At 62.2% G+C, this 25,608-nt stretch carries 27 protein-coding genes and 1 tRNA gene; 10 read left to right on the top strand and 18 right to left on the bottom strand.

What is annotated here, in order from left to right; genetic code table 11:
• Window positions 1-9 precede the first annotated feature (9 nt).
• On the top strand, window positions 10-525 hold the full coding sequence (gene purE, locus B7H23_RS02600) for a 5-(carboxyamino)imidazole ribonucleotide mutase (RefSeq protein ID WP_240534948.1): 516 nt from the start codon (window positions 10-12) through the stop codon (window positions 523-525).
• On the top strand, window positions 522-1,610 hold the full coding sequence (locus B7H23_RS02605) for a 5-(carboxyamino)imidazole ribonucleotide synthase (RefSeq protein ID WP_094075824.1): 1,089 nt from the start codon (window positions 522-524) through the stop codon (window positions 1,608-1,610). The genes purE and B7H23_RS02605 overlap by 4 nt, the downstream gene beginning before the upstream one ends.
• Here B7H23_RS02605 and B7H23_RS02610 read toward each other — a convergent pair.
• Window positions 1,583-2,674: a phosphatase PAP2 family protein gene (locus B7H23_RS02610; RefSeq protein ID WP_158215747.1), complete on the bottom strand. Its 1,092-nt coding sequence runs from the start codon at window positions 2,672-2,674 to the stop codon at window positions 1,583-1,585. The two genes, B7H23_RS02605 and B7H23_RS02610, sit on opposite strands and share 28 nt — an antisense overlap.
• Window positions 2,675-2,817: 143 nt before the next feature.
• Between B7H23_RS02610 and mbfA the strand changes: the two genes are divergently transcribed.
• A complete protein-coding gene (mbfA, locus tag B7H23_RS02615; RefSeq protein ID WP_094075826.1) occupies window positions 2,818-3,801 on the top strand; it encodes an iron exporter MbfA in 984 nt (327 codons plus the stop codon).
• A gap of 44 nt (window positions 3,802-3,845) precedes the next feature.
• On the opposite strand, the gene B7H23_RS02620 is transcribed toward mbfA, so the two are convergent.
• The 8 genes from B7H23_RS02620 to B7H23_RS02655 form a co-directional block, all read right to left on the bottom strand.
• The gene (locus tag B7H23_RS02620) at window positions 3,846-4,403 is read right to left on the bottom strand and encodes a DJ-1/PfpI family protein (protein WP_094075827.1); all 558 of its coding nucleotides are present in this window, start codon (window positions 4,401-4,403) and stop codon (window positions 3,846-3,848) included.
• 92 nt (window positions 4,404-4,495) lie between these two features.
• The gene (gene dut / locus B7H23_RS02625) at window positions 4,496-4,960 is read right to left on the bottom strand and encodes a dUTP diphosphatase (RefSeq protein WP_094075828.1); all 465 of its coding nucleotides are present in this window, start codon (window positions 4,958-4,960) and stop codon (window positions 4,496-4,498) included.
• Window positions 4,960-6,270: a nicotinate phosphoribosyltransferase gene (gene pncB / locus B7H23_RS02630; RefSeq protein ID WP_094075829.1), complete on the bottom strand. Its 1,311-nt coding sequence runs from the start codon at window positions 6,268-6,270 to the stop codon at window positions 4,960-4,962. The genes dut and pncB overlap by 1 nt, the downstream gene beginning before the upstream one ends.
• A gap of 12 nt (window positions 6,271-6,282) precedes the next feature.
• On the bottom strand, window positions 6,283-6,885 hold the full coding sequence (gene pncA / locus B7H23_RS02635; RefSeq protein WP_094075830.1) for a bifunctional nicotinamidase/pyrazinamidase: 603 nt from the start codon (window positions 6,883-6,885) through the stop codon (window positions 6,283-6,285).
• Window positions 6,886-6,974: 89 nt separating this feature from the next.
• Window positions 6,975-7,610: a hypothetical protein gene (locus B7H23_RS02640; RefSeq protein WP_094075831.1), complete on the bottom strand. Its 636-nt coding sequence runs from the start codon at window positions 7,608-7,610 to the stop codon at window positions 6,975-6,977.
• A gap of 94 nt (window positions 7,611-7,704) precedes the next feature.
• Window positions 7,705-8,190, bottom strand: a complete 486-nt coding sequence (locus B7H23_RS02645; protein WP_094076832.1) for a VOC family protein — start codon at window positions 8,188-8,190, stop codon at window positions 7,705-7,707.
• Between the two features lie 13 nt (window positions 8,191-8,203).
• Window positions 8,204-8,551: a DUF1428 domain-containing protein gene (locus tag B7H23_RS02650; protein ID WP_094075832.1), complete on the bottom strand. Its 348-nt coding sequence runs from the start codon at window positions 8,549-8,551 to the stop codon at window positions 8,204-8,206.
• A gap of 17 nt (window positions 8,552-8,568) precedes the next feature.
• Window positions 8,569-9,219 (bottom strand): TetR/AcrR family transcriptional regulator, encoded by a 651-nt coding sequence (locus B7H23_RS02655; protein ID WP_094075833.1) that lies wholly within the window; start codon window positions 9,217-9,219, stop codon window positions 8,569-8,571.
• A 103-nt stretch (window positions 9,220-9,322) separates the two neighbouring features.
• On the opposite strand from B7H23_RS02655, the gene B7H23_RS02660 reads away from it, so the two are divergent.
• The 5 genes from B7H23_RS02660 to B7H23_RS02680 all read left to right on the top strand — a co-directional run bounded on the left by B7H23_RS02660 (window position 9,323) and on the right by B7H23_RS02680 (window position 15,246).
• Window positions 9,323-9,856, top strand: a complete 534-nt coding sequence (locus B7H23_RS02660; protein WP_094075834.1) for a thermonuclease family protein — start codon at window positions 9,323-9,325, stop codon at window positions 9,854-9,856.
• A 74-nt stretch (window positions 9,857-9,930) separates the two neighbouring features.
• Window positions 9,931-11,526 carry a peptide chain release factor 3 gene (locus tag B7H23_RS02665; RefSeq protein WP_094075835.1) on the top strand — a complete coding sequence of 532 codons (1,596 nt, stop codon included), beginning with the start codon at window positions 9,931-9,933 and terminating at the stop codon, window positions 11,524-11,526.
• 156 nt (window positions 11,527-11,682) lie between these two features.
• The gene (locus B7H23_RS02670) at window positions 11,683-12,339 is read left to right on the top strand and encodes a peroxiredoxin (RefSeq protein ID WP_094075836.1); all 657 of its coding nucleotides are present in this window, start codon (window positions 11,683-11,685) and stop codon (window positions 12,337-12,339) included.
• A 140-nt stretch (window positions 12,340-12,479) separates the two neighbouring features.
• Window positions 12,480-12,974, top strand: a complete 495-nt coding sequence (locus B7H23_RS02675) for a YciE/YciF ferroxidase family protein (RefSeq protein ID WP_094075837.1) — start codon at window positions 12,480-12,482, stop codon at window positions 12,972-12,974.
• 166 nt (window positions 12,975-13,140) lie between these two features.
• Entirely contained in the window at window positions 13,141-15,246 is a 2,106-nt protein-coding gene (locus tag B7H23_RS02680) for a putative bifunctional diguanylate cyclase/phosphodiesterase (protein WP_094075838.1), read from the top strand.
• A gap of 10 nt (window positions 15,247-15,256) precedes the next feature.
• Here B7H23_RS02680 and B7H23_RS02685 read toward each other — a convergent pair whose 3' ends face one another.
• The 4 genes from B7H23_RS02685 to B7H23_RS02700 form a co-directional block, all read right to left on the bottom strand.
• Complete coding sequence (locus B7H23_RS02685) at window positions 15,257-16,147, bottom strand: LysR substrate-binding domain-containing protein (protein WP_094075839.1); 891 nt, start codon at window positions 16,145-16,147, stop codon at window positions 15,257-15,259.
• Window positions 16,148-16,430: 283 nt separating this feature from the next.
• Window positions 16,431-17,333 carry an SDR family NAD(P)-dependent oxidoreductase gene (locus B7H23_RS02690; RefSeq protein WP_240534949.1) on the bottom strand — a complete coding sequence of 301 codons (903 nt, stop codon included), beginning with the start codon at window positions 17,331-17,333 and terminating at the stop codon, window positions 16,431-16,433.
• Complete coding sequence (queG, locus tag B7H23_RS02695) at window positions 17,330-18,523, bottom strand: tRNA epoxyqueuosine(34) reductase QueG (protein WP_094075841.1); 1,194 nt, start codon at window positions 18,521-18,523, stop codon at window positions 17,330-17,332. The genes B7H23_RS02690 and queG overlap by 4 nt, the downstream gene beginning before the upstream one ends.
• Window positions 18,504-19,196 (bottom strand): glutathione S-transferase family protein, encoded by a 693-nt coding sequence (locus tag B7H23_RS02700; RefSeq protein ID WP_094075842.1) that lies wholly within the window; start codon window positions 19,194-19,196, stop codon window positions 18,504-18,506. Before B7H23_RS02700 ends, queG begins: the two co-directional genes overlap by 20 nt.
• A 152-nt stretch (window positions 19,197-19,348) precedes the next feature.
• Between B7H23_RS02700 and B7H23_RS02705 the strand changes: the two genes are divergently transcribed.
• Entirely contained in the window at window positions 19,349-20,155 is an 807-nt protein-coding gene (locus B7H23_RS02705; protein WP_094075843.1) for an undecaprenyl-diphosphate phosphatase, read from the top strand.
• Between the two features lie 9 nt (window positions 20,156-20,164).
• On the opposite strand, the gene B7H23_RS02710 is transcribed toward B7H23_RS02705, so the two are convergent.
• The 4 genes from B7H23_RS02710 to cueR form a co-directional block, all read right to left on the bottom strand.
• A complete protein-coding gene (locus B7H23_RS02710) occupies window positions 20,165-21,148 on the bottom strand; it encodes a complex I NDUFA9 subunit family protein (protein WP_094075844.1) in 984 nt (327 codons plus the stop codon).
• 104 nt (window positions 21,149-21,252) lie between these two features.
• Complete coding sequence (locus B7H23_RS02715; protein ID WP_094075845.1) at window positions 21,253-21,972, bottom strand: MIP/aquaporin family protein; 720 nt, start codon at window positions 21,970-21,972, stop codon at window positions 21,253-21,255.
• 146 nt (window positions 21,973-22,118) lie between these two features.
• Window positions 22,119-22,541, bottom strand: a complete 423-nt coding sequence (locus B7H23_RS02720; protein ID WP_094075846.1) for a c-type cytochrome — start codon at window positions 22,539-22,541, stop codon at window positions 22,119-22,121.
• The gene (cueR, locus tag B7H23_RS02725; protein WP_094075847.1) at window positions 22,534-22,938 is read right to left on the bottom strand and encodes a Cu(I)-responsive transcriptional regulator; all 405 of its coding nucleotides are present in this window, start codon (window positions 22,936-22,938) and stop codon (window positions 22,534-22,536) included. Before cueR ends, B7H23_RS02720 begins: the two co-directional genes overlap by 8 nt.
• A 168-nt stretch (window positions 22,939-23,106) precedes the next feature.
• On the opposite strand from cueR, the gene B7H23_RS02730 reads away from it, so the two are divergent.
• Entirely contained in the window at window positions 23,107-25,470 is a 2,364-nt protein-coding gene (locus B7H23_RS02730; RefSeq protein WP_094075848.1) for a heavy metal translocating P-type ATPase, read from the top strand.
• Window positions 25,471-25,530: 60 nt separating this feature from the next.
• Here B7H23_RS02730 and B7H23_RS02735 read toward each other — a convergent pair.
• A tRNA-Ala gene (locus B7H23_RS02735) sits at window positions 25,531-25,606 on the bottom strand.
• Between the last annotated feature and the right edge of the window lie 2 nt (window positions 25,607-25,608).

The raw sequence follows: 25,608 nt of genomic DNA on the forward strand, positions 1-25,608 counted from the left end.
ATCTCAAAGATGAGCGCACCGGGAACGGACGCCGCCATGGCTCCGAAAGTCGCTATCATCATGGGCAGCCAATCCGACTGGCCCACCATGAAACATGCGACCGCCATTCTCGACGAACTGGCCATCCCGCACGAGGCGCGAATTGTCTCGGCCCACCGTACGCCCGATCGCATGCGGGATTTTGCCTGCTCGGCGCGGCAGAACGGGTTTCACGTTATCATCGCCGGCGCTGGCGGCGCGGCGCATTTGCCGGGTATGGTAGCTGCCTGGACCAGCCTTCCCGTCCTCGGCGTACCGGTTCAGTCGGCAGCGCTATCGGGTCAGGATTCGCTGCTGTCGATCGTTCAGATGCCAGCGGGCGTTCCGGTCGGAACACTTGCGATCGGCAAGGCCGGCGCGTCGAATGCCGCGCTTCTTGCCGCCTCGATCCTTTCCGTCTCGGACGGGCAAATTGCCGAGCGGCTCGACGCATGGCGCAAGGCACGGACCGGAGCGGTTGCCGAACGGCCGAGTGACGACGCATGACCAGGACGCCCCTTTTACCCGGATCGACCATCGGCATTCTGGGCGGCGGACAGCTCGGACGGATGCTGGCCATGGCAGCAGCCCGTCTCGGCTATAGCTGCATCGTGCTGGAAAAGGATGGCTGTCCGACCCGCGACGTCTGCGTCGATCATATCGATGCCGCCTATGACGACCCCGATGCATTGGCAGCTCTCGCCGAACGAGCGGACGTCGTGACTTACGAGTTCGAGAACGTGCCAATCGCCACGGTGGAGCGCTTGACGCGGGACGTTCCAGTCTATCCGCCGGCAATGGCTCTGTCCTGTAGTCAGGACCGCCTGGCAGAGAAGCGTTTTATCAACGAGACCGGCATCGGCACCGCGCCCTTTCTGCCGGTCGACGGCGACCGCGACATTGCCGAAGCGCTGAAGCGGTTCGGTGGCAAAGGCGTTCTGAAAACCCGGCGCATGGGTTATGACGGCAAGGGCCAGCGCGTCTTCGACGGACAGGGACCGGCCGATACCACAGGTATCTTCGAAGCGATGGGCGGGGTGCCGCTCATCATGGAAGGCTTCATCGATTTCGCCTGCGAGATCTCGATCATCGCGACGCGCAGCCAGAGCGGCGAGATCGCGCTTTACGATCCTGCCCGCAACGATCATGCCGAGGGCATTCTTCGGCGCTCCACGGTGCCGTCGGGTGCGGCATCATCCGTCGAGGATAAGGCCCGGAACGCTGCGCGCAAAATCGTCGAGGCGCTGGACTATGTCGGCGTCCTTGGCATCGAATTCTTCGTCACCGCGAACGACGAACTGCTGGTCAACGAAATCGCGCCGCGCGTCCATAATTCGGGCCACTGGACCGAGGCGGCCTGTGGCATCAGCCAGTTCGAGCAGCATGTCCGCGCCATTGCAGGCCTGCCGCTCGGCAGCACGGCCCGGCACAGCGATTGCGTCATGGAGAACCTGATCGGCGACGAGATCGCGGGGCTGCCGAAGATTGCCGAAAAGGCCAATGCCGTTCTGCATCATTATGGCAAACGGCAGGCCCGCCCTGGCCGCAAAATGGGACATGTCACCTATCTGTCGCCACGCACCAAACCCTGATCGTTGTCGATATGGAGGCGAGCGGACACGAAGCCGGCGACTTTCCAGGCGCAAAGAGCGATAAGGATTCCCGCATAGCCATCCACCGCATAGTGCCAGCCGAGCAGCACCGATCCGAACAGGATCGTCGCCAAAAAGGCGAGCCCTGCCATGCGTCCCAGCCAGCCTGACGGCCAGGCGAAAAGCGCGATCAGTGTCGCGGTGGCGACGTGGAGGGACGGAAAAGCGCTGATGGGCGAAGCATTGACGCCACCGGCATAGCTTTCCCAAAGCATGTTCTGGGTGGAAAGCGCGTAGAGGTTATGGGTCAGATCTATGGCGCCAAGACGGGCCATGAGAAGCGCGTAATCGCCGCCGAAACCCAGACGCCCATAAAAGCAGGGACCGGCGGACGAAAACACGGAAGCGATCAGGACGCCGCCGATAAGCCAACTTGCCATGAAAGCGAACAGAAAGCGGAAACGGTTTTCGAGCCCGCCGCGACCGATACCGATGGCCAGAACCACGCCTATAATGACGAAGTACCAGAGATTATAGATGAAATTGACGATCTGGACGGCGAGCGGCCAATCGTAGACAGGCCGCAGCCATTCATGCGGCAGGCGAGCGAAATGCAGCCAGCGCTCCAGATGCATGAAGCTCTCGTCCCAGGCGAAGCCACCAATCGCCGCCAGCCCCTTCAGCTCGCCGAATCCGATCGCGAAAAGGATGAAGATCGCCGCTGTTCTGGCAAACTGCATAAGACGAGCGGCATCGAAGAGGAAGCCGAACAGCGTGGTCAGGATATCACGGGCCGGCGTTTTGCTGCGGCGGCGCGCCGCGTCGATGAACAATATGAAGCTGACGACCGCAAATGCGAGCAGGCCCAGCAGCGCCAGATCCTCGAGAACGGAGGTGACAACGCCCATATCCGTCCGCCGTCCGGAGAACACGCCCACCGCTTGGCCGACAAGGGCGGTACCGAGGGCGATAATGAGAAGCGTTCCGTCGCCTGCCGGAAGGGCCGAACGCCTTGGCGCAGCCGAACGGAGGGCGGGTTTGCTGGTATCGGCAAAAAGGCTCATCGGCCCCGATTTCCCTTCCCGTGAAGGCGTGACGCCGGCATTCTCGACTATCGACATTGCTGTTCGGTAAAGACGCACCATCCGTCTTGACGGAACCGCCCCGCCCTACAAATTCCGGGAGGGTTCATGCCGGGAGACAATCGATGATCGAGCGCATATTCGGCGGCTCTCGCCGCCGGTTCGACAGCCTGTCCGAGAAAGAAATTCTGGCTCTCGCCATCTCTTCGGAAGAAGAGGACGGGCGCATCTATCGAAACTATGCCGACGGGCTGCGTGCCGAGTTTCCGGCCAGCGCAACCGTCTTCGAAAACATGGCCCGCGAGGAGGACGATCACCGACGCCGGCTGATCGAACTCTTCAAGACGAAGTTCGGCGATACGGTGCCATTGATCCGGCGCGAGCACGTCTCTGGTTTCTATCAGCGCAAGCCGGACTGGCTTGTTCGCCCGCTTGGACTGGAAAAGGTTCGGGGACAGGCGACCGATATGGAGCGGCAGGCCCAGCGCTTCTACGAGCAGGCGGCCCAACGGACCTCCGACATTGATATCCGCAAACTCCTTGGCGACCTTGCAGCCGCAGAAGCGCAGCACGGCCAGCGCGCCGAGGAACTGGCCCAAGAACACCTCGGACCGGAGGCGCGGGAGACAGAAGACGAGGCCGAACGGCGGCAGTTCATCCTGACCTATGTCCAACCGGGGCTCGCCGGCCTCATGGACGGTTCGGTCTCCACCCTTGCCCCGATCTTTGCCGCCGCCTTCGCCACACAGGATACGTGGCAGACGTTTCTCGTCGGTCTCGCCGCCTCGGTCGGCGCCGGCATCTCGATGGGCTTCACCGAGGTCGCGAGCGACGATGGCGTCATTTCAGGACGCGGCTCGCCGATCAAACGCGGTTTTGCGACCGGCATCATGACGACGGTAGGCGGGCTCGGCCACGCTCTGCCTTACCTCATTCCCCATTTCTGGACGGCAACGATCACCGCCATGGTCATCGTGGTGATCGAACTTTTCGTCATCGCCTGGATTCAACGGCGCTATATGGAAACGCCCTGGAGCCGGGCGCTCTTCCAGGTCGTCCTCGGCGGCGCGCTGGTCTTTGCCGCAGGCATGTTGATCGGCACGGCCTGAGCGTCTGCTTCCCGACCAATAGCGGGCCCTTTACGAAGCGGACCTCAGGCGCTTTCCAGTTCGCGATCCCGGACAAGAAACCGGTCTGCGATGGCCGAGATGAAGTCGGGCAATTCCCGATTGCCCGCCGACGTTACGATCTGCCGATCGCTTCGCGGCCCGCTTTCGCGAACGAAAGCGCCTGCATTGCGCAGATCGTTGCGGATGGTTCTCGTGCCGGTCACTATGCGTCCGCGAACGATGCCGGCTTCGCTCAGCAGGATGGGCGCGTGGCCACAGGCGGCGACAACTCGCCCGCCAGCATGGAACCGGGCGATGAAATTGATGGCGAACCGCTCGCCCTTCAACGCATCGACGGCGATGAGTCCCGGCGGAATAACGAGCATGTCGAAATCGGTGCGAACCACTTCGTCGAGCACCATATCGACGTGTTCTTCCTTGCTCCAACCGTCCTTGGACCATCCTCTGATCCGCCGATCGGCAAGCGACAGAAGGCGCACTTCCGCGCCCTCGAGGCGCAATTCATCACGAATGGCATGAAGCGCCGGCGCGTCGAAGCCATCCGTCGTCAATATGCCAATACGACAAGTGTCGAGTTTCATCGGGCGTCCCTTCCCATGTTCTATTCGGGGAGAACGCCTCAGATCGGCTTCCGTTCTTTCCGTTCAGGAGAAAGCGAGACGCGTTTCTCGCATCATGCCGAGCCGGTCGACCCGAACCCGCCGGCGCCCCTTTTCGTTTCGGTCGCGGTCCGACGCTCTTCCATCGTCGCGCGGATGACCGGGGCAACGACAAGCTGCGCGATCCGCATCCCGCGTTCGATGGTGACGCTTTCGGTGCCGAGATTGACGAGCAGCACCTTCACCTCACCGCGATAATCCCAGTCGATGGTGCCCGGTGTGTTGAGGCAGGTAATGCCCTGTTTCAATGCGAGACCAGAACGCGGGCGCACCTGCACCTCGAACCCTTCCGGGATTTCCAAAACGAGACCGGTCGGGATGGCCATGCGCTGCATCGGGGCGAGCGTTACCGGTTGGTCTTCGGGCAAGGCCGCGCGGACATCCATGCCAGCCGCCCCTTCGGTCGCGTAGGATGGCAGGTCGAGCCCTTCGCCATGCGGCAGGCGGACAATCCCGATGGTCGGCACGCCGGACGCCATCAGACGAGCACCGCCTGTTCCACGCGTCGTTCGGAACCGAACAGCCGCAGATAGTCCTGCACCACGGCCTCGTCCCCCGTCGCCTTGTTGGGATTGTCTGACAGCTTGACGGCCGGCCGGCCCACCGCCTCTGTGACCTTGATGACGATGCTGAGCGCGCGCAGCCGCTCGTTCTCGGTCGGCGCCATGCCGACGAAATCATTGGTCAGATTGGTGCCCCAGCCGAAGGCCATACGCACGCGGCCGTCGAAATGGCGATACGTCTTCTCGATGGTCTCGACATCGAGCCCGTCGGAAAAGATGAGAATGCGGTCTTGCGGATCGATGCCCTTTTGCCGCCACCAGTCGATGATGCGTTCGCCGCCCTCGATAGGCGGTGCGCTATCGGGGCGAAAGCCGGTCCAGTCGGCGACCCAATCCGGCGCGTTTTTTAGAAAGCTTTCCGTGCCGAACGCGTCGGGCAGGACGATCAGCAGATTGCCGCCATAGAGCGTGTTCCAGTCTTCCAGCACCCGATAGGGCGAAAGCAGCCGCTCCGCGTCGCTGCCGGCCAGCGCCGCATAGACCATCGGCAGTTCGTGCGCATTGGTGCCGACCGCTTCGAGGTCTGTATCCATGGCCAGCTTGACGTTCGACGTGCCGGTGAAATTCTCGCCGATGCCCTCCTTCAACGCCTCGACGCACCAGCGCTGCCAGAGGAAGGAGTGCCGACGCCGCGTGCCGAAATCGGAAATGCGGAGGTTTTCCAAATGGCGGAGCCGCTCGGTCTTTTCCCACATGCGCGCCTTGGCCCGTGCGTAGAGAACGTCGAGATGGAACCGGCCCATGCCGGCCATCGCCTGGCGGCTGCGCAGCTCCATCAGGATAGCCAATGCCGGGATTTCCCACATGGACACTTCGCACCACGGCCCGGAGAAGCTCAGTTCGAACTGGCCGTCGCGCACCGACAGATCGTAGTCCGGCAGGCGGAAACCGGCGAACCATTCCAGAAAGTCCGGCTCGAAGATTTGGGTCTTGCCGTAGAAAGTGTTGCCGGCGAGCCAGATGCGCTCCTTTTTCGACAGCATGACGGTGCGCGCATGATCGAGCTGTTCGCGCAGCACCGCCTCGTCGATCTCGTCGGCGAGGCGGATCCCGGGTTTGCGATTGATGAGCGAGAAGGTCACCGGCAGGTCGCGGTGCATCTTCCAGATCATCTGCAGCATCAGCAGCTTGTAGAAATCCGTATCGAGGAGCGACCGGACGATCGGATCGAGCTTCCATGTGTGATCGTGAACGCGCTTGGCGAGGTCGGTGATCGGGGTTGCCATGATTGTCTCCGGTCAGGCGAAGGTGACGCCTGCCTCCTCCATTGCCTGTCGCATCCGCCCCTTCGACCCGTCCAGATCGATCGACGCCGTCGCCTGCTCGACCACGCGTGCGGAAAAACCGTAGCGGCGCGCATCGAGCGCCGACCACGCCACGCAATAATCGAACGCCAGCCCGCACAGGACGAGATCGGTGATCTGCCGCTCGCGCAGATAGAAGGCAAGGCCCGTCGGCGTCTGCCGGTCGTTCTCGCGGAAGGCGGAGTAACTGTCGATCTCCGCGCGGAAACCCTTGCGGAGCACGAGTTCGGTCTTGGTCCATTCGAGACCGGCGTGAAACGCCGCGCCTTCGGACCCTTGAAGACAATGATCCGGCCAGAGCGTCTGTTCGCCATAGGGCCTCGCGACCGTCTCAAAGGGCGCCTTGCCTTCGTGCTGGCTGGCGAAGGAGGAATGGCCCGCCGGGTGCCAGTCCTGCGTCAGGATCACATGATCGTAACCGGCAATGAGGCTGTTCACGACCGGCACGATGGACGTCGCACCGTCCACGGCGAGCGCGCCGCCCTCGCAGAAATCGTTCTGCATATCGATAACCAGAAGTGCCGTCTTGCCGTCCATGGCGGCCCCTTTCTTCTCCGTCCCACGTCTAGTGGAGCAGCCCGATCAAGAAAAGGGGTCCCGACAAACAGGCCGGACTGCGGCCATTATCAGCGGTCGCCCATCATGAACTCGCCCTTGACCAACCAGGACAGGCCGAAGGCGATCACGGCGACGGCTTCGGCGGCAAGAATCACGAAGCGATCCGCCATATCCTCCGCCGGGCACCGCGCCACCGTAGTGAACTCATAGGCGATGATGCCGAGGCAGATGAAGATCGTCAGGCCGGCCGCGATATAGACGGCATTGCGGCGGCGCTTCATCGGCGTTTTCGCACCTGACGATCGGGTAAAGAGGAAAAGGCTCATCACGCCTAGTGCCGCCAAAAAAACGGCCGCGGCGACGACGTGAATCTGAGCCGACGCGCCCGCGCTCCAGAAATCGAGGCAATTGTTCTCCGATGTCGGAAACAATGCCACCGCATAGGCGGAGACGCCGGCGATGGTGGTGACGATATCGTCCATCTGCTCATAGCGATATGTGATTAGAAAGGTGCCGATAGCGAACAGCGTGCCGACGAAAATGTCGCGGAGATCGCCGTGATAATAGCTGCTGAGCGTCGGCCGAAACGTCATATCGATGAACAGGCCGCCACCAATCAGGACGAGCGGAAGGAGCAGGCCGAGCCAGCCGACGAGGCGGCGCAGGCGCATATAGTTCATCAGTCGCGGATCGCTGCCAGTCATGCCCGTCTCTCCTTCCGACAAAGGGAGACGGACGGCCCGGTAAAGTCAATCGGAAGAGTGATTTATCCGCAGCTCCGTCCGTCAATCGGGCAATTCAGGCGTCCTCCGCCGCGACTTCCAGCGCGGCGATGTCGAATTTCGTCATGGCGAACATGGCGTTCATGACGCGGCTTCTCTGACCGGGATCGCCATTCATCAGTTCAACGAAACGGCGCGGAACGATCTGCCAGGGAATATCGAACCGGTCGCGGCACCAGCCGCATTGCACTTCCTTGCCGCCTTCGGTGAGCGCGTTCCACAGCCGATCCGTCTCGGCCTGATCGTCCGTCAAGACTGATATCGAAGCGTATTCGTTGCGCGGCATCGCCATACCGCCATTCATCGCCTGATAGGGCGTGCCGGCGAGCGTGAAGTCGACCATCATGACATCGCCTGTCGTGATGGGCATCTCGTCGGGCATTCCGCCGGGCACATGCGCGACGTTCTCGATGCGGCTGCCGTGCAGCAGCGAAACATAGAAATTCGCCGCCTCTTCGGCGTCGCCGTTGAACCACAGACAGGTGCGCACTTTCGAAGTCATCGGCTTGGCCATCTCATGCTTCCAGAACGGGTTCGAAGCCGCCCCAGAACATCCGCTTTCCATCGAAGGGCATGTCCTGCGGCATCATCGACGGATCGTCCATCATCTTCTGCCAGGCCGCGTCGCGTGTTTCCTTGTCCGGCCATTTGATCCAGGAGAAGACCACCGCTTCGTCATCCTGTCGCTTCGTCGCCAGCGAGAAGGAGGTGGTTTCGCCTTCCGGCACATCGTCGCCCCAGCACTCGACGATCTCGAGCGCGCCGTATTCACGGAACAGTTTGGCGGCCTCCTCGGCATGCGCGATATAGCTGGCCCTGTTTTCGGTTGGCACCGGGGCCACGAAACCGTCGATATAAGCCATGGTCTTTCCTCCTGATTTCAATTCGCTGATGATTTGGGACGGCGCCCGAACAGCAGTTCGACATAGCGCCTCAGATGACCGACGCTTTCGCGTGCGCGCTCCGGCCCGCCATCGGCCTTGGCGATGATGAAGGCGCCCTGCAGGACCGCCTGGGTGTGAAGCGCAAGACTGTCGGCCGTCCAGTCCGCATCGGGGCAGGACCGGCTCTTCGCCGCTTCGATATCGGCGGTCAGCGTTTGCGCATGATCGAAAATCGAGGCCCTGGCGGCGTCGCGAATGGTCGGCGCGGACAGATGCGTTTCCTGCGCCAGCGTGCCCGCAAAACAGGTGAATTCGTCGGTCTGCCCGCCAATGATGTCACGGCGGAAATCGATATAGGCCAGCACCCGATCCAGCGGATCGTCCGGGAGGTGATAGGGCGCAGCTTCGAAGAGCTGGCCCGTCACCTCGCTCCAGCGCATGGCGGCGGCCACGGCCATCTCTTCCTTGCTGCTGAAGTGGTGGAAGAAGCCGCCCTTGGTGACGCCGGCGCAGGACGCCACCTCGTCCACCCGCGTCGCCGCGTAACCCTTCTGCCGAACGGAGGCGATGGCTGCATCGAGTATGCGCATTCTCGCCTCCTGTCCCTTTGCGTAGCCCTTGTGGCGCTGCGTCGTCTGTTCACTCATGTAGAATACATACCAACCGGTTGGTATTTTTGTCAACAGTCCAAGTTAGGGCGGCGGTAACCCGGCTTTGCCATCCTTCGCTGCAGTTGCAGCAGGACATGTCATGGGCCGGCCTCTTACTCATTCCCGCTTTCACTTTTGCCGACACCTGTTCGGTGCCTGCAGGGTGCCTGTCGCGACAGCCACTTTTCTGGCGGCGGCGCTCGTCGCGTCGTGCGGCGTCGCACCCCGTCAGGCGACACCCGAAGAAGTCGCCCTGGTGTCCTCGGCGGGCAGCGATCTTTATCAGCCGCGCAGCATGACGCGTTGCGAGGGCAAAGGCCGCAGGAACTGCGTGGTGGACGGCGATACGCTCTGGATCGGTGGCGAGAAAATGCGCCTCACCGGCATTGATGCGCCCGAACTGAAATATCGCTGCATCAAGGAGGCGGCACTGGCGCGCAAGGCGACCTGGTCGCTCGTCGAGATGGTAGACAACCAGCCTCTCGCGGTGCGCCGCCAGGGAACCGACCAATACGGGCGAACGCTGGCCAGATTGGCCAACGTCAACGGTGACATTGGCAAGCAGATGATCGCGCGTGGCGTTGCGGCCCCGTGGCGCGGACGACGCTACCCCGCTTCGTTCTGGTGCGGCTAGTCGGCGACCCACCGCGTTGACTTCGGCCCGGGCGCTTGCCACATGGCGGGCAAAGCTCACGCGGAACACCATTCATGGCCGATACATTGGAAGACAAGGTCGCGCGGCGGCGCACCTTCGCCATCATCTCGCACCCGGACGCGGGCAAGACCACGCTGACCGAAAAGCTGCTGCTGTTCGGCGGCGCGATCCAGCTCGCCGGCGAGGTCAAGGCCAAGAAGAACCGGCAGAGTAGCCGCTCCGACTGGATGAAGATCGAGAAGGAGCGCGGCATCTCGGTCGTCACCTCGGTCATGACGTTCGAATATGAGGATCACGTCTTCAACCTGCTGGACACGCCCGGCCACGAAGACTTCGCCGACGACACCTACCGAACGCTTACGGCGGTCGATTCCGCCATCATGGTGATCGACGCCGCCAAGGGTATCGAGCCGCGCACGCTGAAACTGTTCGAGGTCTGCCGGCTGCGCGACATTCCCATCATCACCTTCGTCAACAAGATGGACCGCGAGGCGCGCGACAATTTCGAGATTCTCGACGAGATCGAGGAGAAGCTGGCGCTTGATACCGCACCGATCACCTGGCCGATCGGTCAGGGCAAGAGTTTCTGCGGCACCTATCACCTGGCCGAAAGCGCGGTGCGCCACGGCGATGACGAGACGGAGCGCACCAAGGTCAACGGTCCGCAGGCCGATGCCGCCGCCGGCATGCTGCCGGACAACGAACAGGAGGGCTTCGTCGAGGGCGTGGAACTGGCGGCCGAGGCCTGCCGGCCGTTCGACATGCAGGCGTTTCGCGAGGGCCATCTGACGCCGGTCTTCTTCGGCTCGGCGCTGAAGAATTACGGCGTGCGCGACCTGATCCATGCGCTGATGGACTATGCCCCCGCCCCCCGCGCGCAGGAAGCGGAGAACCGCCATGTCGAGGCGACCGAGAAAGGCATGAGCGCCTTCGTCTTCAAGATTCAGGCCAATATGGACCCGAACCATCGCGACCGCATCGCCTTCGTCCGCGTCTGCTCCGGCACGCTGGCGCGCGGCATGAAGGCCAAGCTGGTGCGCACCGGCAAGGCCATGCCGCTCTCCGCGCCGCAATTCTTCTTCGCCAGTCAGCGGCATCTGGCCGAGGAAGCCTATGCGGGCGACGTCGTCGGCATTCCGAACCACGGCACACTGCGCATCGGCGACACGCTGACCGATGGCGAGGACATCGTCTTTCGCGGCGTGCCGAATTTCGCCCCGGAAATCCTGCGCCGCGTGTCGCTGAAGGATGCGATGAAGGCCAAGAAGCTGAAGGAGGCGCTTGCCCAGATGGCGGAGGAAGGCGTCGTCCAGCTCTTCACGCCGGAAGACGGCTCGCCGGCAATCGTCGGCGTTGTCGGCGCGCTGCAGATCGACGTTCTGGCCGAGAGGCTCAACCAGGAATATTCGCTGCCGGTCGGCTTCGAACAGGCCCGCTTTGCCGTTGCGCGCTGGATCTCCGCGCCGAGCCCGCAGGAGCTGCGCGATTTCATGGAAGCCCATCGCGGCGAGATGACGCGCGATCTGGATGGCGATCCGGTCTATATGGCGCCGAACGCCTTCTCGCTGAACTATGAGGCCGAGCGCTGGCCGAAGATCGAGTTCGCGACGGTCAAGGACTATCAGATCGGCGCGAAAAAGGCGGCTTGAGCGTGTAGCCAGGCGAACCGGCAACATATTCCGCCGGAGTGGCTGCAAAGCGAAATCGGTGCTCCGTCATGGCTTTTAATCGCCAAGCGAATCCCTAAATCGGGAGTGCCCACACCCTATATGTTTTCAACAACACCAATTGCCAAAGGAGCCATTATGAGCCTCCGTATCAACGACACGATCGAGAACCTGGAAGTCGAGACCGATCAGGGCACCTTCAAGCTGCATGACTGGATCGGCGACAGCTGGGCCATCATCTTCAGCCATCCGAAGGATTTCACGCCGGTCTGCACGACCGAGTTCGGCGCGGTCGCGCAACTTGCCGATGAATGGGAAAAACGCGGCACGAAGGTGCTCGGCGTCTCCGTCGACAGCGCCGACGATCACGTCAAATGGAAAGGCGACATCGAAAAGGTGGGCGGCGCGAAAGCCGGCTTCCCGATCGTCGCCGACACCGACCTGAAGGTCGCCAAAGCCTTCGACATGCTGCCGGCCGAGGCCTATCTGCCCGATGGCCGCACGCCGAACGATACGGCGACGGTTCGTACGGTCTACATTATCGGGCCGGACAAGAAGCTGAAGCTCTCCATGACCTATCCGATGAATGTCGGCCGCAACTTCGCCGAAGTCTTGCGCGCGCTGGACGGCCTGCAGACGGCGGCCAAACACACGGTCGCGACGCCAGCCAACTGGAATGTCGGCGAGGACGTCATCATTCCGGCGACGGTGTCCGATGAAGACGCCAAGGCGAAATTCGGCGAATTCGATACGGTGCTGCCCTATCTGCGCAAGACCAAGCAGCCGACTGCCTGACCGAGGCGACAAAACACCGAGTGAGAAAGGGCCGACACAGCAATGCGCCGGCCCTTTTCGCTATCCGGCATGGAACGAGAGCGGCGTCTCACGTGTTAGTCGAACAACCATTTCGAACACACCGAAGGAAGGTTCATTTCATGGCGATCGATAATCTCAAGGACGTGTATGTCGACCAGTTGCAGGACATTTTCAGCGCCTGCCACCAGTCCAAGAAGGCGACGGAAGAGCTCAAGGGCGCGGCAAACGATTCGGAACTGAAGGATGCGCTGGATGCCGGCGTAAAAGGCATCCAATCGGGCATGGATACGCTGCGCGAAATCATCGAAGGCCACGGTGCCGACCCGAAGGGCGAACACTGCAAGGGCATGGAGGGGCTTGTCGAAGAGGCCCGCTCGCACGGCATCAAGGAAGACATCAGCGATCCTGATGCGCGCGACGCCATGATCATCACGCAGTATCAGCGCATGGCGCATTACGCCATCGCAGGCTACGGTTGCCTTGTCGCCTTTGCGCGCCGGCTGGAACTCGATGGCGAAGCCGAAAAGCTGCAGGATTGCCTGAACGAAACCTATGAAGGCGATCGCCACATGACGGACCTCGCCATGGGCGGGATCAACAAAGCAGCCGTCTGAACCACTCCCGATCGACAGTATTACCGAAGGCCGGCGATTTATCTCGCCGGCTTTTTCACTTTGATAACCGTATCTAAAGCCGGTGGCGACGCAAACTTTCCTTTAGGGTCTTTTCGGTAATCTGTAAGGCTTAACGTTTTTCGGGTTTTCCATCGGTGCCGCAGATATGATCGAACGCTTTACGACGCTCATCGGCCATCACGATATTCCCACGCTTCTGCTTGCCATCCTGATCTGTACCGCCGGTTCCATACTGTTCGTGCAGCTTCTTGGCCGGGCGCGCCGGACGGATGGGCTTCAGCGCGTGATCTGGACATTCTATTCCGGCCTGGTCGGCGGCGGCACGGTCTGGACCACGCATTTCATCGCCATGCTGGCCTGGCGACGTGATCTGCTGCTCGGTTTCGATCCCATTCTGACCGGTAGCTCGCTCGTCGTCGCCGTTCTCGTCACGGCGCTCGGCGCTCATATCGTCGCCATCGGGGCGGAGCGACGCTGGGTCGAGTTCGGAGGCCTTATCATCGGACTTGGCATCGCCTCCATGCACTTTCTTGGCATGGCCGGCATCAACCTGTGTGCCGATCTGACGGCCAATCCCGGCGGTATCGTTTTGGCGATCCTCCTTGCAGCCGGATTCAGTGTGCTCGCGGTGCATCGACTTGCCCGGCCGATCACCCGCTTCTGCCGGTTCGGCGGCGCGCTCTCCTTCGCGCTCGCGATCCTCCTTCTGCACCTGACGGGCATCGGAGCGCTCGACGTGGAGATCGACCAGGCTCTGCTGGCGATGGGCAAGTCGTTTTCGCCCTACCTGATGGTCGAGGCCATTATCGCTGTCATGGTGCTGATCCTGATGACGGCGGGCGGCGCCTATCTCAACGATAGCCGCCACAAGGAAGAAACGAACCGGCGCTACCGCCATATGGCGATGCACGACTCGCTCACCGGCCTGCCAAATCGCCCGCAGATTCAGGAGCACCTCGTGGCGACGCTCGAGGATGTGGAGCACGAGGATAGCTGGGTGGCCGTGCTGTCACTCGATCTCGACCGGTTCAAGGAAATCAACGACGTTCACGGTCACGCGGCAGGCGACGAAGTCTTGCGCACCCTCGCTGATCGTTTTGCCACTCTGCAGGATGACCACGTCATGATCGGCCGGTTCGGGGGTGACGAGTTCCTTGCCGTGATCGGACCGGTCTGGCGCAAGGGCAGGATTCACACTCTGGCCGAGAGACTGTTGGCGGAAGTCCGCAAGCCGATGCCATGGCAGGGCCATGAGCTCAGCGTCGGCATCAGTATCGGCATGGCGCGCTTTCCCGAGGACGGTTCAAACGCCGAACAGTTGCTCGATCGCGCCGACCTGGCGATGTACCGAGCCAAGGAAAACGGCAAAAACCGTATCGAGCGCTACGAAGCAGGCATGGAGGAATCCAATCGCTCCCGCGCGGCGCTGGCAATGGATCTCCGCAACGCGATCGGCAATGACGAATTCGAAATCTACTATCAGCTGCAGAACGATACCGTGACGGGCAAAGCGCTGGGCGCGGAGGCGCTTTTGCGCTGGCACCATCCCGAACGCGGCATGGTCCCGCCCTCGGAGTTCATTCCCATCAGCGAGGATACCGGGCTAATTACGCAGATCGGCGAAATGGTGCTGCGGCGGGCCTGCCACGACGCCGCTGCCTGGCCGAACCGGATGCGGCTTGCGGTCAATGTCGCGCCGAAACAGCTTCTGGACGACAAATTCATTCGCATCGTGCAGGAAGCCCTCCTCGAAAGCGGACTTTCGCCCGACCGGTTGGAACTGGAGATCACCGAAAGCAGTATCATCGCCGACCAACAGCATGCGCTGCACGTCATCCGCCAGTTGAAAGCCTTTGGCGTACGGATCGCGATGGACGATTACGGAACCGGTTATTCCTCATTGTCCACGCTGCACAATTTTCCGTTCGATAAGATCAAGATCGACCGGTCCTTCATTGCGGACCTGCCCGGCAACGACCATTCGGCAGCCATCGTGCGCGCCACCCTCATTCTGGGCAAGGCGCTCAAGATCCCGATTCTCGCGGAAGGAGTCGAAACGGAAGAGCACATTGCTTTCCTGAAAAACGAGGGCTGCCAGGAACTGCAGGGCTTCTTTTTCGGAAAACCGATGCGGCTCAACCGTCTGAATGAGCATTTCGGCGAATTAACACAGGACGGATCGGCACAGGAGAACGACTGCGAGCTTCGTTCCGCCGAAATGAAGCCGGTTCCGGCCCGCGGGGTGGCCTAAGTCTGCGCGGTTAGGCCGGAAAGGACGATGCGACCTCGTCGCGCAGCCATTTGGAAAAAGCTGTCATCGCAGCATTCGGTCGCCGTCTTTCCGAGCGGAGGAGCCAATAGGCAAGGCCTGTCGGCTGACAGCCAGGGAACGGCGCAACGAGCTGCCCTGCCGCGATCGCATCCTGCGCCAGAAACTGCCATGCCAACATGACGCCCTGGCCGGCGATCGCCGCCTCCAGACAGAGCGCGCCATCGGAGAATGTGTATCCTTCGGGAAGGTCCTCTTCCTTCATGTCGAACTGGTCCAGCCAGACTTGCCATGGAATGACGGAGTTCACGTCCCGCAGGATCGGCACCGCCATCAGGTCGGCAGGCGCCTTCAACGTCTTCGCATGGTCCGGCGAACAGACAGGAAAGACCTGCTGCGGCGCCAGAAAGGTCGCCGCAACATCGGGGTAATCGCCATTGCCGACGCGGATGGCCAGATCGACATCGGATGCGTCGAGGTCGACAAGCATCGTCGTCGCTTCCACGCGCACCCGGATATCGGAATGAAGGCGCGAGAACTGGGCAAGACGCGGCACCAGCCATTTCGATGCGAAATTCGGCGCGACGGACAGGGTGAGGACCGATTCGTCCCGCCTACGCGCGGCCAAAAGTGCCTGATCGAGATAGCCGAACCCCTCGGTCAGTTGCGGCAGAAATTTCTCGCCGAACGGCGTCGGAAGCATACCGGTAGCGGACCGCTCGAAAATACGATGGCCGAGCTGCCTTTCCAGACCGATCAAATGCTGGCTGATCGCACCCGGCGTGACGCCGATTTCGGTAGCAGCTCCCTTCAGCGAACCGGTTCGTCCGACCGCTTCGGCTGCCCGCAAGGCGTTAAGATGGACACGACTGAGTTCGCTCATTCAGTTTTTCTATACAATGGGCGAGGGAACTTCCATTGAATAGGAGGTCTGGTACGCCGTATTTATGACGATCAGATTGATATCAGGTCAATGCGGTATGTCATGTCGGAAACTATCTTCCAGAAAATCTACAGACACATCCTCGGCGTGGGAGATCGCAACGATGCATCGTCCCACGCGGCGCTCATGGCTATGACACCCGATGAACTGGCGGATCTGCCGATGAGCCCCTGGGTAGATCTCCGTGCGCTGGCAGAGACCGAATTTACGCCGCTCGGCGCAATCAGCCCATCGCCCGCGGCGCATCCAGCACGCCGCGTCCCCGCCACGCATCCGTCTGCCAGAGATGGTCGAGCGCGCTGCGATAGTCCGGAAAGCGGAAGCGATAACCCGCCTGGCGGAGTTTCGCGTTGCTGACGCGCTTGTTGTCGCCATAGAAGCTTCGCGCCATCGGCGAAAGATCGGCACTTTCGAAGTCGATGGCGGGCGGTGGTTCGACACCCATGAGCGAGGCAGCATAGTCGATGACGTCCTGGGGCGGGGCCGGTTCGTCATCGGTCACGTTCCATGCGCCATCCGCTTTCAACCTCATGACATGCGCGGTCGCGCCGGCAATGTCGTCGACATGGATGCGGTTGAAGACCTGGCCCGGCTTGATGATTCGTCGCGCCTTGCCTTCGGCCAGTTTGACCATCTGGTTGCGGCCCGGCCCGTAAATGCCGGCCAGACGAAGGATCGCCACGGGAAGGTCGAGCTCTTCGCCCAAGGCGGACCACCCGTCTTCAGCCGCGATACGCTCGTGGCCGCGCTTCTTGCTGGCCAGACGACGCGCGGTTTCGTCGATCCATCCACCCTCCGCGTCTCCATAGACACCGATGGTCGAGAAATAACCGATCCATTGCAGCGACGGCATATGGTGACGAATGGTATCGCCGACGGCCTTCAGCACCGGATCGCCCTTTGCGTCCGGCGCGACGGAGATCAGAAGATGGGTGACGTTGCCGAGCGGGAGCGAGCCGACATCATCATCGCGACCACCGAAGCGGAACGGCTCGATGCCGTAGTCGGGAAGGGTCTGCAATTGCGCATCGGAGCGCGAGGTGCCGCCGATCCATTCCGCCTCGTTCGCCAGTTCCGTGGCGACGCCGCGCGCACTGTAGCCGGCCCCAAAGAGAAAGAGTTTCACGCCGCACCGGCCCCCTTTTCGCCATCCACAAGGGCCGTACGCCATTCGGCCCGCACTTCGTCATTCTCTTCGGTGGCGGCGCGATGCTGATGGCACGAGAGCGCCTGCCGGTCCAGCCGCGAAAGGGCCCAGACTGCCATGGCGCGCACCTGCGACGACGGGTCGTCGAGCAGTTTCGTCACTTTCGGCACCAGCGCGGGATCTTTACTATTGCCGGTGGCGATCAACACGTTTCGAACAAACCGGTCCCGGCCGATCCGCTTGATCGGCGAGCCGGGGAAGAAAGCCCGGAAGCTGACATCGTCCATCGTAAGGAAATCGGTCAGCGGCGGCGCCGTCAGATCGTGCCGGGCGGCGAGCTTCGCCTCTTTGGTTTCGCTGGCGAATTTGTTCCACGGACAGACGGCGAGGCAGTCGTCGCAGCCATAGATGCGATTGCCCATCTTTTCTCGGAAGGAAAGCGGGATCACACCGTCATGCTCGATGGTGAGGTAGGAGATACAACGCCGCGCATCGAGCCGATAGGGTGCGGGAAACGCATCGGTCGGGCAGATGTCGAGACAGGCGCGGCAGGAGCCGCAATGGTCGCTCTCCGGCTCGTCGCGTGGCAGATCGAGGGTGGTCAGAATCGCGCCGAGAAACAACCACGAACCATGGCTCCGGCTGACCAGATTGGTGTGCTTGCCCTGCCAGCCGAGGCCGGCCGCTTCTGCCAGCGGCTTTTCCATCAAAGGCGCGGTATCGACAAAGACCTTCACCTCGCTGTTATCGTCCTCGTTTATCTGCCGCGCACGGGCCAGCAGTTTCGAGGCCAGCGTTTTCAGCCGACCCTTTATGAGATCGTGATAATCGCGGTGACGTGCATAGACGGAGATATTGGCCCGGTCCCGCTGTTCCAAAAGCGGCAACGGATCGTGGTCCGGTCCATAATTGAGGCTGAGCATGACGACCGAGCGGACATCCGACCACAGCGCGGAAGGATGAGCGCGGCGCTCGGCCGTTTCCGCCATCCAGCCCATTGTTCCGTGATGACCCTCGGCCACGAAGCGCGCCAGCCGTTCCGCCGCTTGCGGGATCGCATCGGGTGCCGTGATCGCGACGCCGTCGAAGCCGAGCGCGTCGGCTTCCCGCCTCAGAAAGGCGCCGAGCCGACCGGCTCTTTCGGTTCCGCTAGAAATCGGGGTCCGCATAATGGGCGGAGGGCGGCAATCCGCGCACTCGCTCCTGCAGAAGGGGCCGGAAGGAGGGCCGACTTTTCACGCGAGCATACCAGTCGCGCGCCGCATCGTGACCCGACCAGTCCAGCTCGCCGAGATAATCCAGAATGGAGAGCGTCGCACCAGCGGCGAGATCGGCGATGGAAAGCCGGTCGCCAGCCAGCCAGTTTCGGCTGCCGGCCAGATAATTGGTGTATTTCAGATGCTGCTTGATGTTGTTGCGCGCAGCGCGCAGCGCCCCGGCATCGGGCGATCCTCCGCCTTTGTCGGTCGGCATGAGCGGGCGCGTCACCCGTTCGCGGACCATGTGGCGGGTCACCTCGTTTTCGCATTTTTCCAGATACCACAGCGTCAGCCGCCGCGCCTCGGCCCGACCGAACACATCTTCCGGCATCAGCCGGTTTTCGCGCGCCATACTGCCGCGCGTCTCATCCAGATATTCAAGGATCGGGATCGTGCCCGCAACCGGCTGATCGGCCTCGGCCAGCAGAACCGGGACCGATCCGGCCGGGTTAAGCTGAAGGAACTCACGCCGACGCACCCAGGGCAGTTCCTCGATCAGCGTGAACGGCACCGCATATTCGGAGAGGAGCAGGCGGGTGAAGCGGCTGCCCGCATTCATGGGATAGTGAAAAAGGGTCAGCATCGCTCACGCATCAGGGCTACGCATGGCCATCGTTATCCCGCACCGTTAAAGGGTATCCCAAAGTGCGATTCGATTGGCCATCGGGTGTTCCGGCTATAGAGGCTAACAGTTAAGCGCACAAGAATTAGCAACGTGTGAAGGACCAAGCGGCCGTGGGTGAACAGACGATTCTGGAAGCGCTGGTTCTGGGCATTCTGGAGGGGCTGACGGAGTTTCTGCCGGTCTCCTCGACGGGGCATATTCTCCTTGCCGGCCACTTCATGGGCTTCGAATCGACCGGCAAGGTGTTCGAGATCGTCATTCAGCTCGGCGCAATCCTGGCGATCGTGATGCTCTATTTCAGCCGGCTTCTCAATCTGGCGGTCACGCTGCCGAGCAGCGAGCGCTCACGCCATTTCGTGACCGGCATCCTGTTGGCGTTCCTGCCGGCGGCCGTGATCGGCGTTCTGGCGCATGACTTCATCAAGACGGTGCTGTTCGAGACACCCATGGTGATCTGTGTGGCGCTGATCGTCGGCGGCGTGGTGCTTCTCTTCGTCGACCGGCTCGTCAAGGCTCCACGCTATGACGATGTGATGGATTATCCGCTCTGGCTGTGCCTTGCCATCGGCTTTTTCCAATGCCTTGCCATGATCCCGGGCACCTCGCGCTCCGGTTCCACCATCGTCGGCTCGCTTCTTTTGGGTGCGGACAAGAGAAGCGCGGCGGAGTTCAGCTTTTTCCTCGCCATGCCGACCATGACCGGCGCGGTCGCCTACGACCTCTTCAAGAACCGGGATGTGCTGTCGGGTGCCGATACCTCGATTATCGCCGTCGGCTTTATTGCGGCCTTCATTGTCGCCGCGTTGGTGGTGAAGGCCCTGCTCGCCTATGTCAGCCGCTACGGCTATGGCCTGTTCGGCTGGTGGCGCATCATGGTCGGCGCTGCGGGGCTGGCCGGGCTGCTACTGGTGGGATGAGTCGGGCCTTCAGACGGGGCCGTGGCCGCGGTTGAACTCACCTTCAGGCCGGTAGCGCCAGATATAGGACGGGATGACGGCACGTATCGTGTGCGGCACGATGCCCAACCCTTCGAGCGTCCGGCCATCGCTCTTCGCCTCGTCGGAGACGATATTGTCATTGTCCAACTGCTTGACCTGATCGGAGGTGATCGGGGCCAGACCGAAGGGGATCAGATCGCCGACCGCGCCCATCATGCTGGCAATCGGCTTCGGAAGCGTCAGGAGAAGACGTTTGCGGTCGACCTGATCCAGAACGATTTCCATCAGTTCCTTGAAGGTGAAGACCTCCGGGCCGCCCAGTTCATAGACCGTGCCGCCCTGCAGTTCGCCGGCAACGCTGCGCGCGACCACTTCCGCGACATCGGCGACGTAAACCGGCTGGAACTTCGTGTCGCCGCCGGCGATCAGCGGCAAAGCCGGGCTGAAGCGCGACATCTCGGCGAAACGATTGAAGAAGCTGTCTTCGGGCCCAAAAATGATGGAGGGTCGCAGGATGACGGCATCCGGCACCGCGTCCAGAACCGCCTGCTCGCCCTTCGCCTTGGCCCGTGCATAGGCGCTTGTGCTGTCGTCATCGGCGCCGATGGCCGAAACGAAGGTGACGCCCGCCCCGACCTGCGCCGCCGCCCGCGCAACGGACGCCGCGCCTTCGTGCTGGATCGCGTCGAATGTCTGCTTGCCGCCTTCCATCAGAATGCCGACGAGATTGACCACATGGTCAGCGCCCTGGCAGACGCGCGCCACCGCCTCATCGTCGCGAATATTGGCTTTGACCGCCACGATCTGACCGACATCGCCCAGCGGCTGCAGATGATGGGCAGTGTTGGGGTTGCGACATGCCACGCGAATGCGGAACCCGCGCCTAGCCAATGCCTGCACGACATGCCGGCCCAGAAAGCCGGAGCCGCCAAAAACGGTGACAAGAGTGGGGTCTGACGGGTAGCGGGTCATGTTCGATCTCTGGACTGGACTGGGCCTTCCGGCCCATTTCATTCGCTCTTCCCTGCCGATTTAGCGGTTTTGGCGCAAAGCGCAACGCGAAGCACGATTTTGCGTCAGCTTTCCAGCGGAGTCGTATCCAAAGACCGCCTGTCATTATCGGCGCGGGCGGCGCGTTCACCAAAGAGCCATGTTGCCAGCGCGCCCGCAATAATGGCGCCGACGATCTGGCACAGGATGAATAGCGGCACGTCGACCGGGCGGATACCGGCGAATGTATCGGAAAAGGCGCGGGCGATGGCGACCGCCGGATTGGCGAAGCTGGTGGAGGCGGTGAACCAGTAGGCGGCGGTGATGTAGAGGCCGACGAGCCATGGGACACTGTCCGGGCGAAACCGGATGCCGCCGAGGATGAAAAAGACCAGGCCGAATGTCGCGACGATCTCGGCCAGCCATTGGCCTATGCCGGACCGGACGGTCGTGGAGGCTTGCAGGATCGACAGATCGAACATGCCGTGGGCAATCAGCGTGCCGACGACGCCACCGGCGATCTGCGCGGCCATGTAGGCGCCGGCGACGCGAAGAGAGGATTCCTTGCGGAGCAGGAAGGCGAGCGTCACCGCTGGATTGAAGTGGGCGCCGGAAATCGGGCCCAGAACGGTAATGAGGACGACCAGAATCGCCCCTGTAGGCAAGGTGTTTCCGAGAAGCGCCAAGGCGGTATCGTCGGTCAGATTGTCGGCCATGATGCCGGAGCCAACAACCGTGCCGACCAGCATAGCGGTGCCGAGCGCTTCGGCGATCAGGCGTTGCGGAAGGCCGAAATGCACGCTCATGCTACCGCGCTCCGCCATTCCCGGTCATTTCTTATCGCCACTACCGGCATCCGTTCGGCCCCTGCCCCGCTTCCATTCATTATCGTATGGCGGCGTCGATAGTCTCAACCGTGTAACAGAATGATGACATGGCGATCGGATCGCAATCAGTCGATTCCGTTGGCGCGCTGGATGGTGCGGATGTAGTTCGTGATCTTGCCAACGTCGCTTTCGCTGACGCCCTTGACCGGCGGCATGTTGCCGAACTGCCAGTGATGCGCGCGCACGCCGTTGAGAGCGGCAAGAATAAAAGCCTGATCGCCATGATGGCTCGGCTCGTAGATGCGATGAACGAGCGGCGGCCCCTGTTCCGAACCCGCAGCGTTGGCACCATGGCAGGTCGCGCAATTGGCGTCGAACAGAGCCTTGCCGGCCAGCTGCTCGGTCGAGAAATCGGGTATGGACAGTTGCAGGCCGGCCTCGTTCCGCTCCGCAACCGCGTCCGGCGCATCGCCGCGGAACAGGACGAACCAGGCGGTCGCAACGGCGGCCAGCAAAGCAATTGCGATGAAGGCGCTTTTCCTATCCATTCGCTACGCTTCGTCTGCCGGAAAGATCGTCGATGATCGGGCAGTCGGGGCGATCATTGCCCTTGCAGCGCTTGACCAGATCGCCCAGCGTGTCGCGCATCGCCGCCAGTTCCTCGATCTTCCGGTTGATCCGGTTCATGTGTTCGCTCGCGACCGCCTTCACATCGGCGCTGGCGCGGCTGCGATCCTCATAGAGCGACAGTAAAATCCGGCAATCTTCGATGGAAAAACCGAGCGAACGGGCTCTTCCGAGAAAAGCCAGCTTGTGGCCATCGGCCTCGCTGAAGTCGCGATAGCCATTGGTGCTGCGGGCCGGCCGGATCAGGCCGATCTCTTCGTAATAACGGATCGTCTTGGGCGGCAGGCCGCTAGCCGCCGAAACATCACTTATATTCATCGGGCACCTCCGAACATTGCGAGGATAAAGCTTCCAGCGGCAGGAAGGTCAACGGGGAGGTTTCGACAGAATGCCGTTTGGCCCGCCTTACGTCTCCATCGAAGATGGCCTTGACCTTCCAGTGACTGGAAGAGTTATCGTCCCGACAAATCGAGACAGGATCTTCCCATGACTGACACCACCCATCACCATTCCGGCCACAGCTGCTGCGGGGCAAAAACCGATCCCCAATCTGCCGCGTCAGCCGATCAAGCGACCGACCCGGTCTGCGGGATGTCGGTGACGATCAAGCCGGATGCCCGCAGCTACGACTATGACGGCACGACCTATTATTTCTGTTCGGAAGGATGCCGCACCAAGTTCCGGGCCGATCCCTATTTCTATCTGTCCGGCAATGCGGAGATCGTCAGAAACCGCCCACAGGTCGGCGTGCAGTACACCTGCCCGATGCATCCGGAGATCATTCGCGACGAACCGGCCGCCTGCCCGCTTTGCGGCATGGCGCTGGAGCCGATGGTGCCGTCCGACGAGCCGAGCGAGGAACTGGTCGATTTCAGCCGGCGCATGTGGATCAGCGCCGCGGCGGCCATTCCGCTGCTGATCCTGACCATGGGGCCGATGGTCGGCCTGCCGGTCCGGGAATGGATCGGCGAACGCCTGGCCGTTTATCTTGAGTTCGTGCTCGCAACGCCTGTCGTTCTCTGGGCAGCGCTTCCCTTTTTCCAGCGCGGCATCGATTCGATCCGCAATGCTTCGCCCAATATGTGGACGCTGATCGCCATCGGCGTCGGCGCGGCCTATCTCTATTCGCTGGTCGCGACCTTCCTGCCGGGCGTGCTGCCCGAACAATATCGGGAGGGTGGCGTGGCCGGCACCTATTTCGAGGCCGCCGTCGTTATCATCGCGCTGGTGTTTTTGGGCCAGGTCCTGGAACTGCGCGCCCGCGAACGGACCGGCGACGCGATCCGCGCTCTCATGGATCTGGCGCCGAAGACCGCCCGGCGCATCCTGCCAGACGGTTCGGAATACGATGCGCCGCTCGACAATATCGTCGAAGGCGACCGCCTGCGGGTGCGTCCGGGCGAAAGCGTGCCGGTCGATGGCGAGATCGAGGATGGCCGCTCATCCGTCGATGAAAGCATGATGACCGGCGAATCGGTGCCCGTCGAAAAGATAGAGGGCGACCGCGTGACCGGCGGCACGATGAACAAGAACGGCACATTCGTCATGCGGGCCACACAGGTCGGCTCCGACACTGTGCTCTCGCAGATCGTCGGCATGGTCTCTTCGGCCCGGCTGTCCAAGGCGCCGATTCAGGGCCTCGCCGACAAGGTGGCCGCCTATTTCGTGCCAACCGTCGTTGCGGTGGCGGTGCTGGCTTTCGCCATCTGGCTGTTCGTCGGCCCCTCGCCGTCTCTGGTCTTCGCCATGGCGGCGGCGGTCTCGGTCCTGATCATCGCCTGCCCCTGCGCGCTGGGTCTGGCCACGCCCATTTCGATCACCACGGCTGCGGGCCGCGGCGCGCAGGCGGGCGTTCTCGTCAAGGATGCCGAGGCGCTGGAACGGATGGCCGCCGTCGATACGCTGATCGTCGACAAGACCGGCACGCTGACCGAGGGCAAGCCGAAACTGACCGATGTGGTGGCGCTTGGCGAGCTTGGCGAGGACGCGGTGCTGTCGGTCGCCGCGGCGCTGGAGCGCGGTTCGGAGCACCCGCTGGCCGAGGCCATTCTCGAAGGCGGCGTGGCGCGCGGCGTGGACAAGCAGAACGCGGAGGGGTTCGAAGCCGTCACCGGCAAGGGCGTCACCGGCACGGTCGCCGGTCGCAAGACAGCGCTCGGAAACGCCGCCCTCATGGCCGACCTCGGCGTCGATGCGCTCAATGCGGAATCGGCCGCCGACGCACTGCGGACGGACGGCAAAACCGTCATGTTCGTCGCCGTCAACGACGAACTGGCAGGCCTCGTCGCTGTGGCCGATCCGATCAAGGCGAGCACCGAAGGCGCGATTGCCGATCTGCACCGCCAGGGCCTTCGCATCATCATGGCGACCGGCGACGATGAGCGGACGGCGCAGGCCGTCGCATCCAAGCTCGGCATTGACGAGGTCCGCGCCGGCATTCTGCCGGCGGGCAAGAAGGCGTTGGTGGACGAGCTTCACGCGGCGGGAGCGAGCGTCGCCATGGCGGGAGACGGCGTCAACGATGCGCCCGCGCTGGCTGCCGCCAATGTCGGGATCGCCATGGGTACGGGCGCCGATGTGGCGGTCGAAAGCGCAGGCATCACGCTGCTCGGCGGCGATCTGACGGGGATCGTCCGGGCGCGGACACTGGCCCTGGCGACCATCCGCAATATCAAGCAGAACCTGTTCTTCGCCTTCTTCTACAATGCGGCGGGCGTGCCGATCGCGGCCGGCATCCTCTATCCGATCTTCGGCATCGTGCTCTCGCCGATGATCGCCGCGGCGGCGATGTCGCTGTCCTCGGTCTCGGTCATCACCAATGCGCTGCGGCTGCGGCGGATCGATCTGTAGGCGAAAAATGAAAAAGGCGGCGCTAGCGCCGCCATCATCATGCGTTCGACGAAGAGGAACTGGTGGAGCCAAGGGGAGTCGAACCCCTGACCTCTACAATGCCATTGTAGCGCTCTCCCAACTGAGCTATGGCCCCAC

Origin of the sequence: Notoacmeibacter marinus (genome assembly GCF_002238045.1) — a bacterium.
In the GTDB taxonomy this organism is placed as follows: Bacteria; Pseudomonadota; Alphaproteobacteria; order Rhizobiales; family Rhizobiaceae; genus Notoacmeibacter; species Notoacmeibacter marinus.

Bases quoted from the DNA above. Each gene is read 5' to 3' on its own strand.
- purE (WP_240534948.1), top strand. From the start codon at position 10: ATGAGCGCACCGGGAACGGACGCCGCCATGGCTCCGAAAGTCGCTATC.
- B7H23_RS02605 (WP_094075824.1), top strand. From the start codon at position 522: ATGACCAGGACGCCCCTTTTACCCGGATCGACCATCGGCATTCTGGGC.
- B7H23_RS02610 (WP_158215747.1), bottom strand. From the start codon at position 2,674: ATGAGCCTTTTTGCCGATACCAGCAAACCCGCCCTCCGTTCGGCTGCG.
- mbfA (WP_094075826.1), top strand. From the start codon at position 2,818: ATGATCGAGCGCATATTCGGCGGCTCTCGCCGCCGGTTCGACAGCCTG.
- B7H23_RS02620 (WP_094075827.1), bottom strand. From the start codon at position 4,403: ATGAAACTCGACACTTGTCGTATTGGCATATTGACGACGGATGGCTTC.
- dut (WP_094075828.1), bottom strand. From the start codon at position 4,960: ATGGCGTCCGGCGTGCCGACCATCGGGATTGTCCGCCTGCCGCATGGC.
- pncB (WP_094075829.1), bottom strand. From the start codon at position 6,270: ATGGCAACCCCGATCACCGACCTCGCCAAGCGCGTTCACGATCACACA.
- pncA (WP_094075830.1), bottom strand. From the start codon at position 6,885: ATGGACGGCAAGACGGCACTTCTGGTTATCGATATGCAGAACGATTTC.
- B7H23_RS02640 (WP_094075831.1), bottom strand. From the start codon at position 7,610: ATGACTGGCAGCGATCCGCGACTGATGAACTATATGCGCCTGCGCCGC.
- B7H23_RS02645 (WP_094076832.1), bottom strand. From the start codon at position 8,190: ATGACTTCGAAAGTGCGCACCTGTCTGTGGTTCAACGGCGACGCCGAA.
- B7H23_RS02650 (WP_094075832.1), bottom strand. From the start codon at position 8,551: ATGGCTTATATCGACGGTTTCGTGGCCCCGGTGCCAACCGAAAACAGG.
- B7H23_RS02655 (WP_094075833.1), bottom strand. From the start codon at position 9,219: ATGAGTGAACAGACGACGCAGCGCCACAAGGGCTACGCAAAGGGACAG.
- B7H23_RS02660 (WP_094075834.1), top strand. From the start codon at position 9,323: ATGGGCCGGCCTCTTACTCATTCCCGCTTTCACTTTTGCCGACACCTG.
- B7H23_RS02665 (WP_094075835.1), top strand. From the start codon at position 9,931: ATGGCCGATACATTGGAAGACAAGGTCGCGCGGCGGCGCACCTTCGCC.
- B7H23_RS02670 (WP_094075836.1), top strand. From the start codon at position 11,683: ATGAGCCTCCGTATCAACGACACGATCGAGAACCTGGAAGTCGAGACC.
- B7H23_RS02675 (WP_094075837.1), top strand. From the start codon at position 12,480: ATGGCGATCGATAATCTCAAGGACGTGTATGTCGACCAGTTGCAGGAC.
- B7H23_RS02680 (WP_094075838.1), top strand. From the start codon at position 13,141: ATGATCGAACGCTTTACGACGCTCATCGGCCATCACGATATTCCCACG.
- B7H23_RS02685 (WP_094075839.1), bottom strand. From the start codon at position 16,147: ATGAGCGAACTCAGTCGTGTCCATCTTAACGCCTTGCGGGCAGCCGAA.
- queG (WP_094075841.1), bottom strand. From the start codon at position 18,523: ATGCGGACCCCGATTTCTAGCGGAACCGAAAGAGCCGGTCGGCTCGGC.
- B7H23_RS02700 (WP_094075842.1), bottom strand. From the start codon at position 19,196: ATGCTGACCCTTTTTCACTATCCCATGAATGCGGGCAGCCGCTTCACC.
- B7H23_RS02710 (WP_094075844.1), bottom strand. From the start codon at position 21,148: ATGACCCGCTACCCGTCAGACCCCACTCTTGTCACCGTTTTTGGCGGC.
- B7H23_RS02715 (WP_094075845.1), bottom strand. From the start codon at position 21,972: ATGAGCGTGCATTTCGGCCTTCCGCAACGCCTGATCGCCGAAGCGCTC.
- B7H23_RS02720 (WP_094075846.1), bottom strand. From the start codon at position 22,541: ATGGATAGGAAAAGCGCCTTCATCGCAATTGCTTTGCTGGCCGCCGTT.
- cueR (WP_094075847.1), bottom strand. From the start codon at position 22,938: ATGAATATAAGTGATGTTTCGGCGGCTAGCGGCCTGCCGCCCAAGACG.
- B7H23_RS02730 (WP_094075848.1), top strand. From the start codon at position 23,107: ATGACTGACACCACCCATCACCATTCCGGCCACAGCTGCTGCGGGGCA.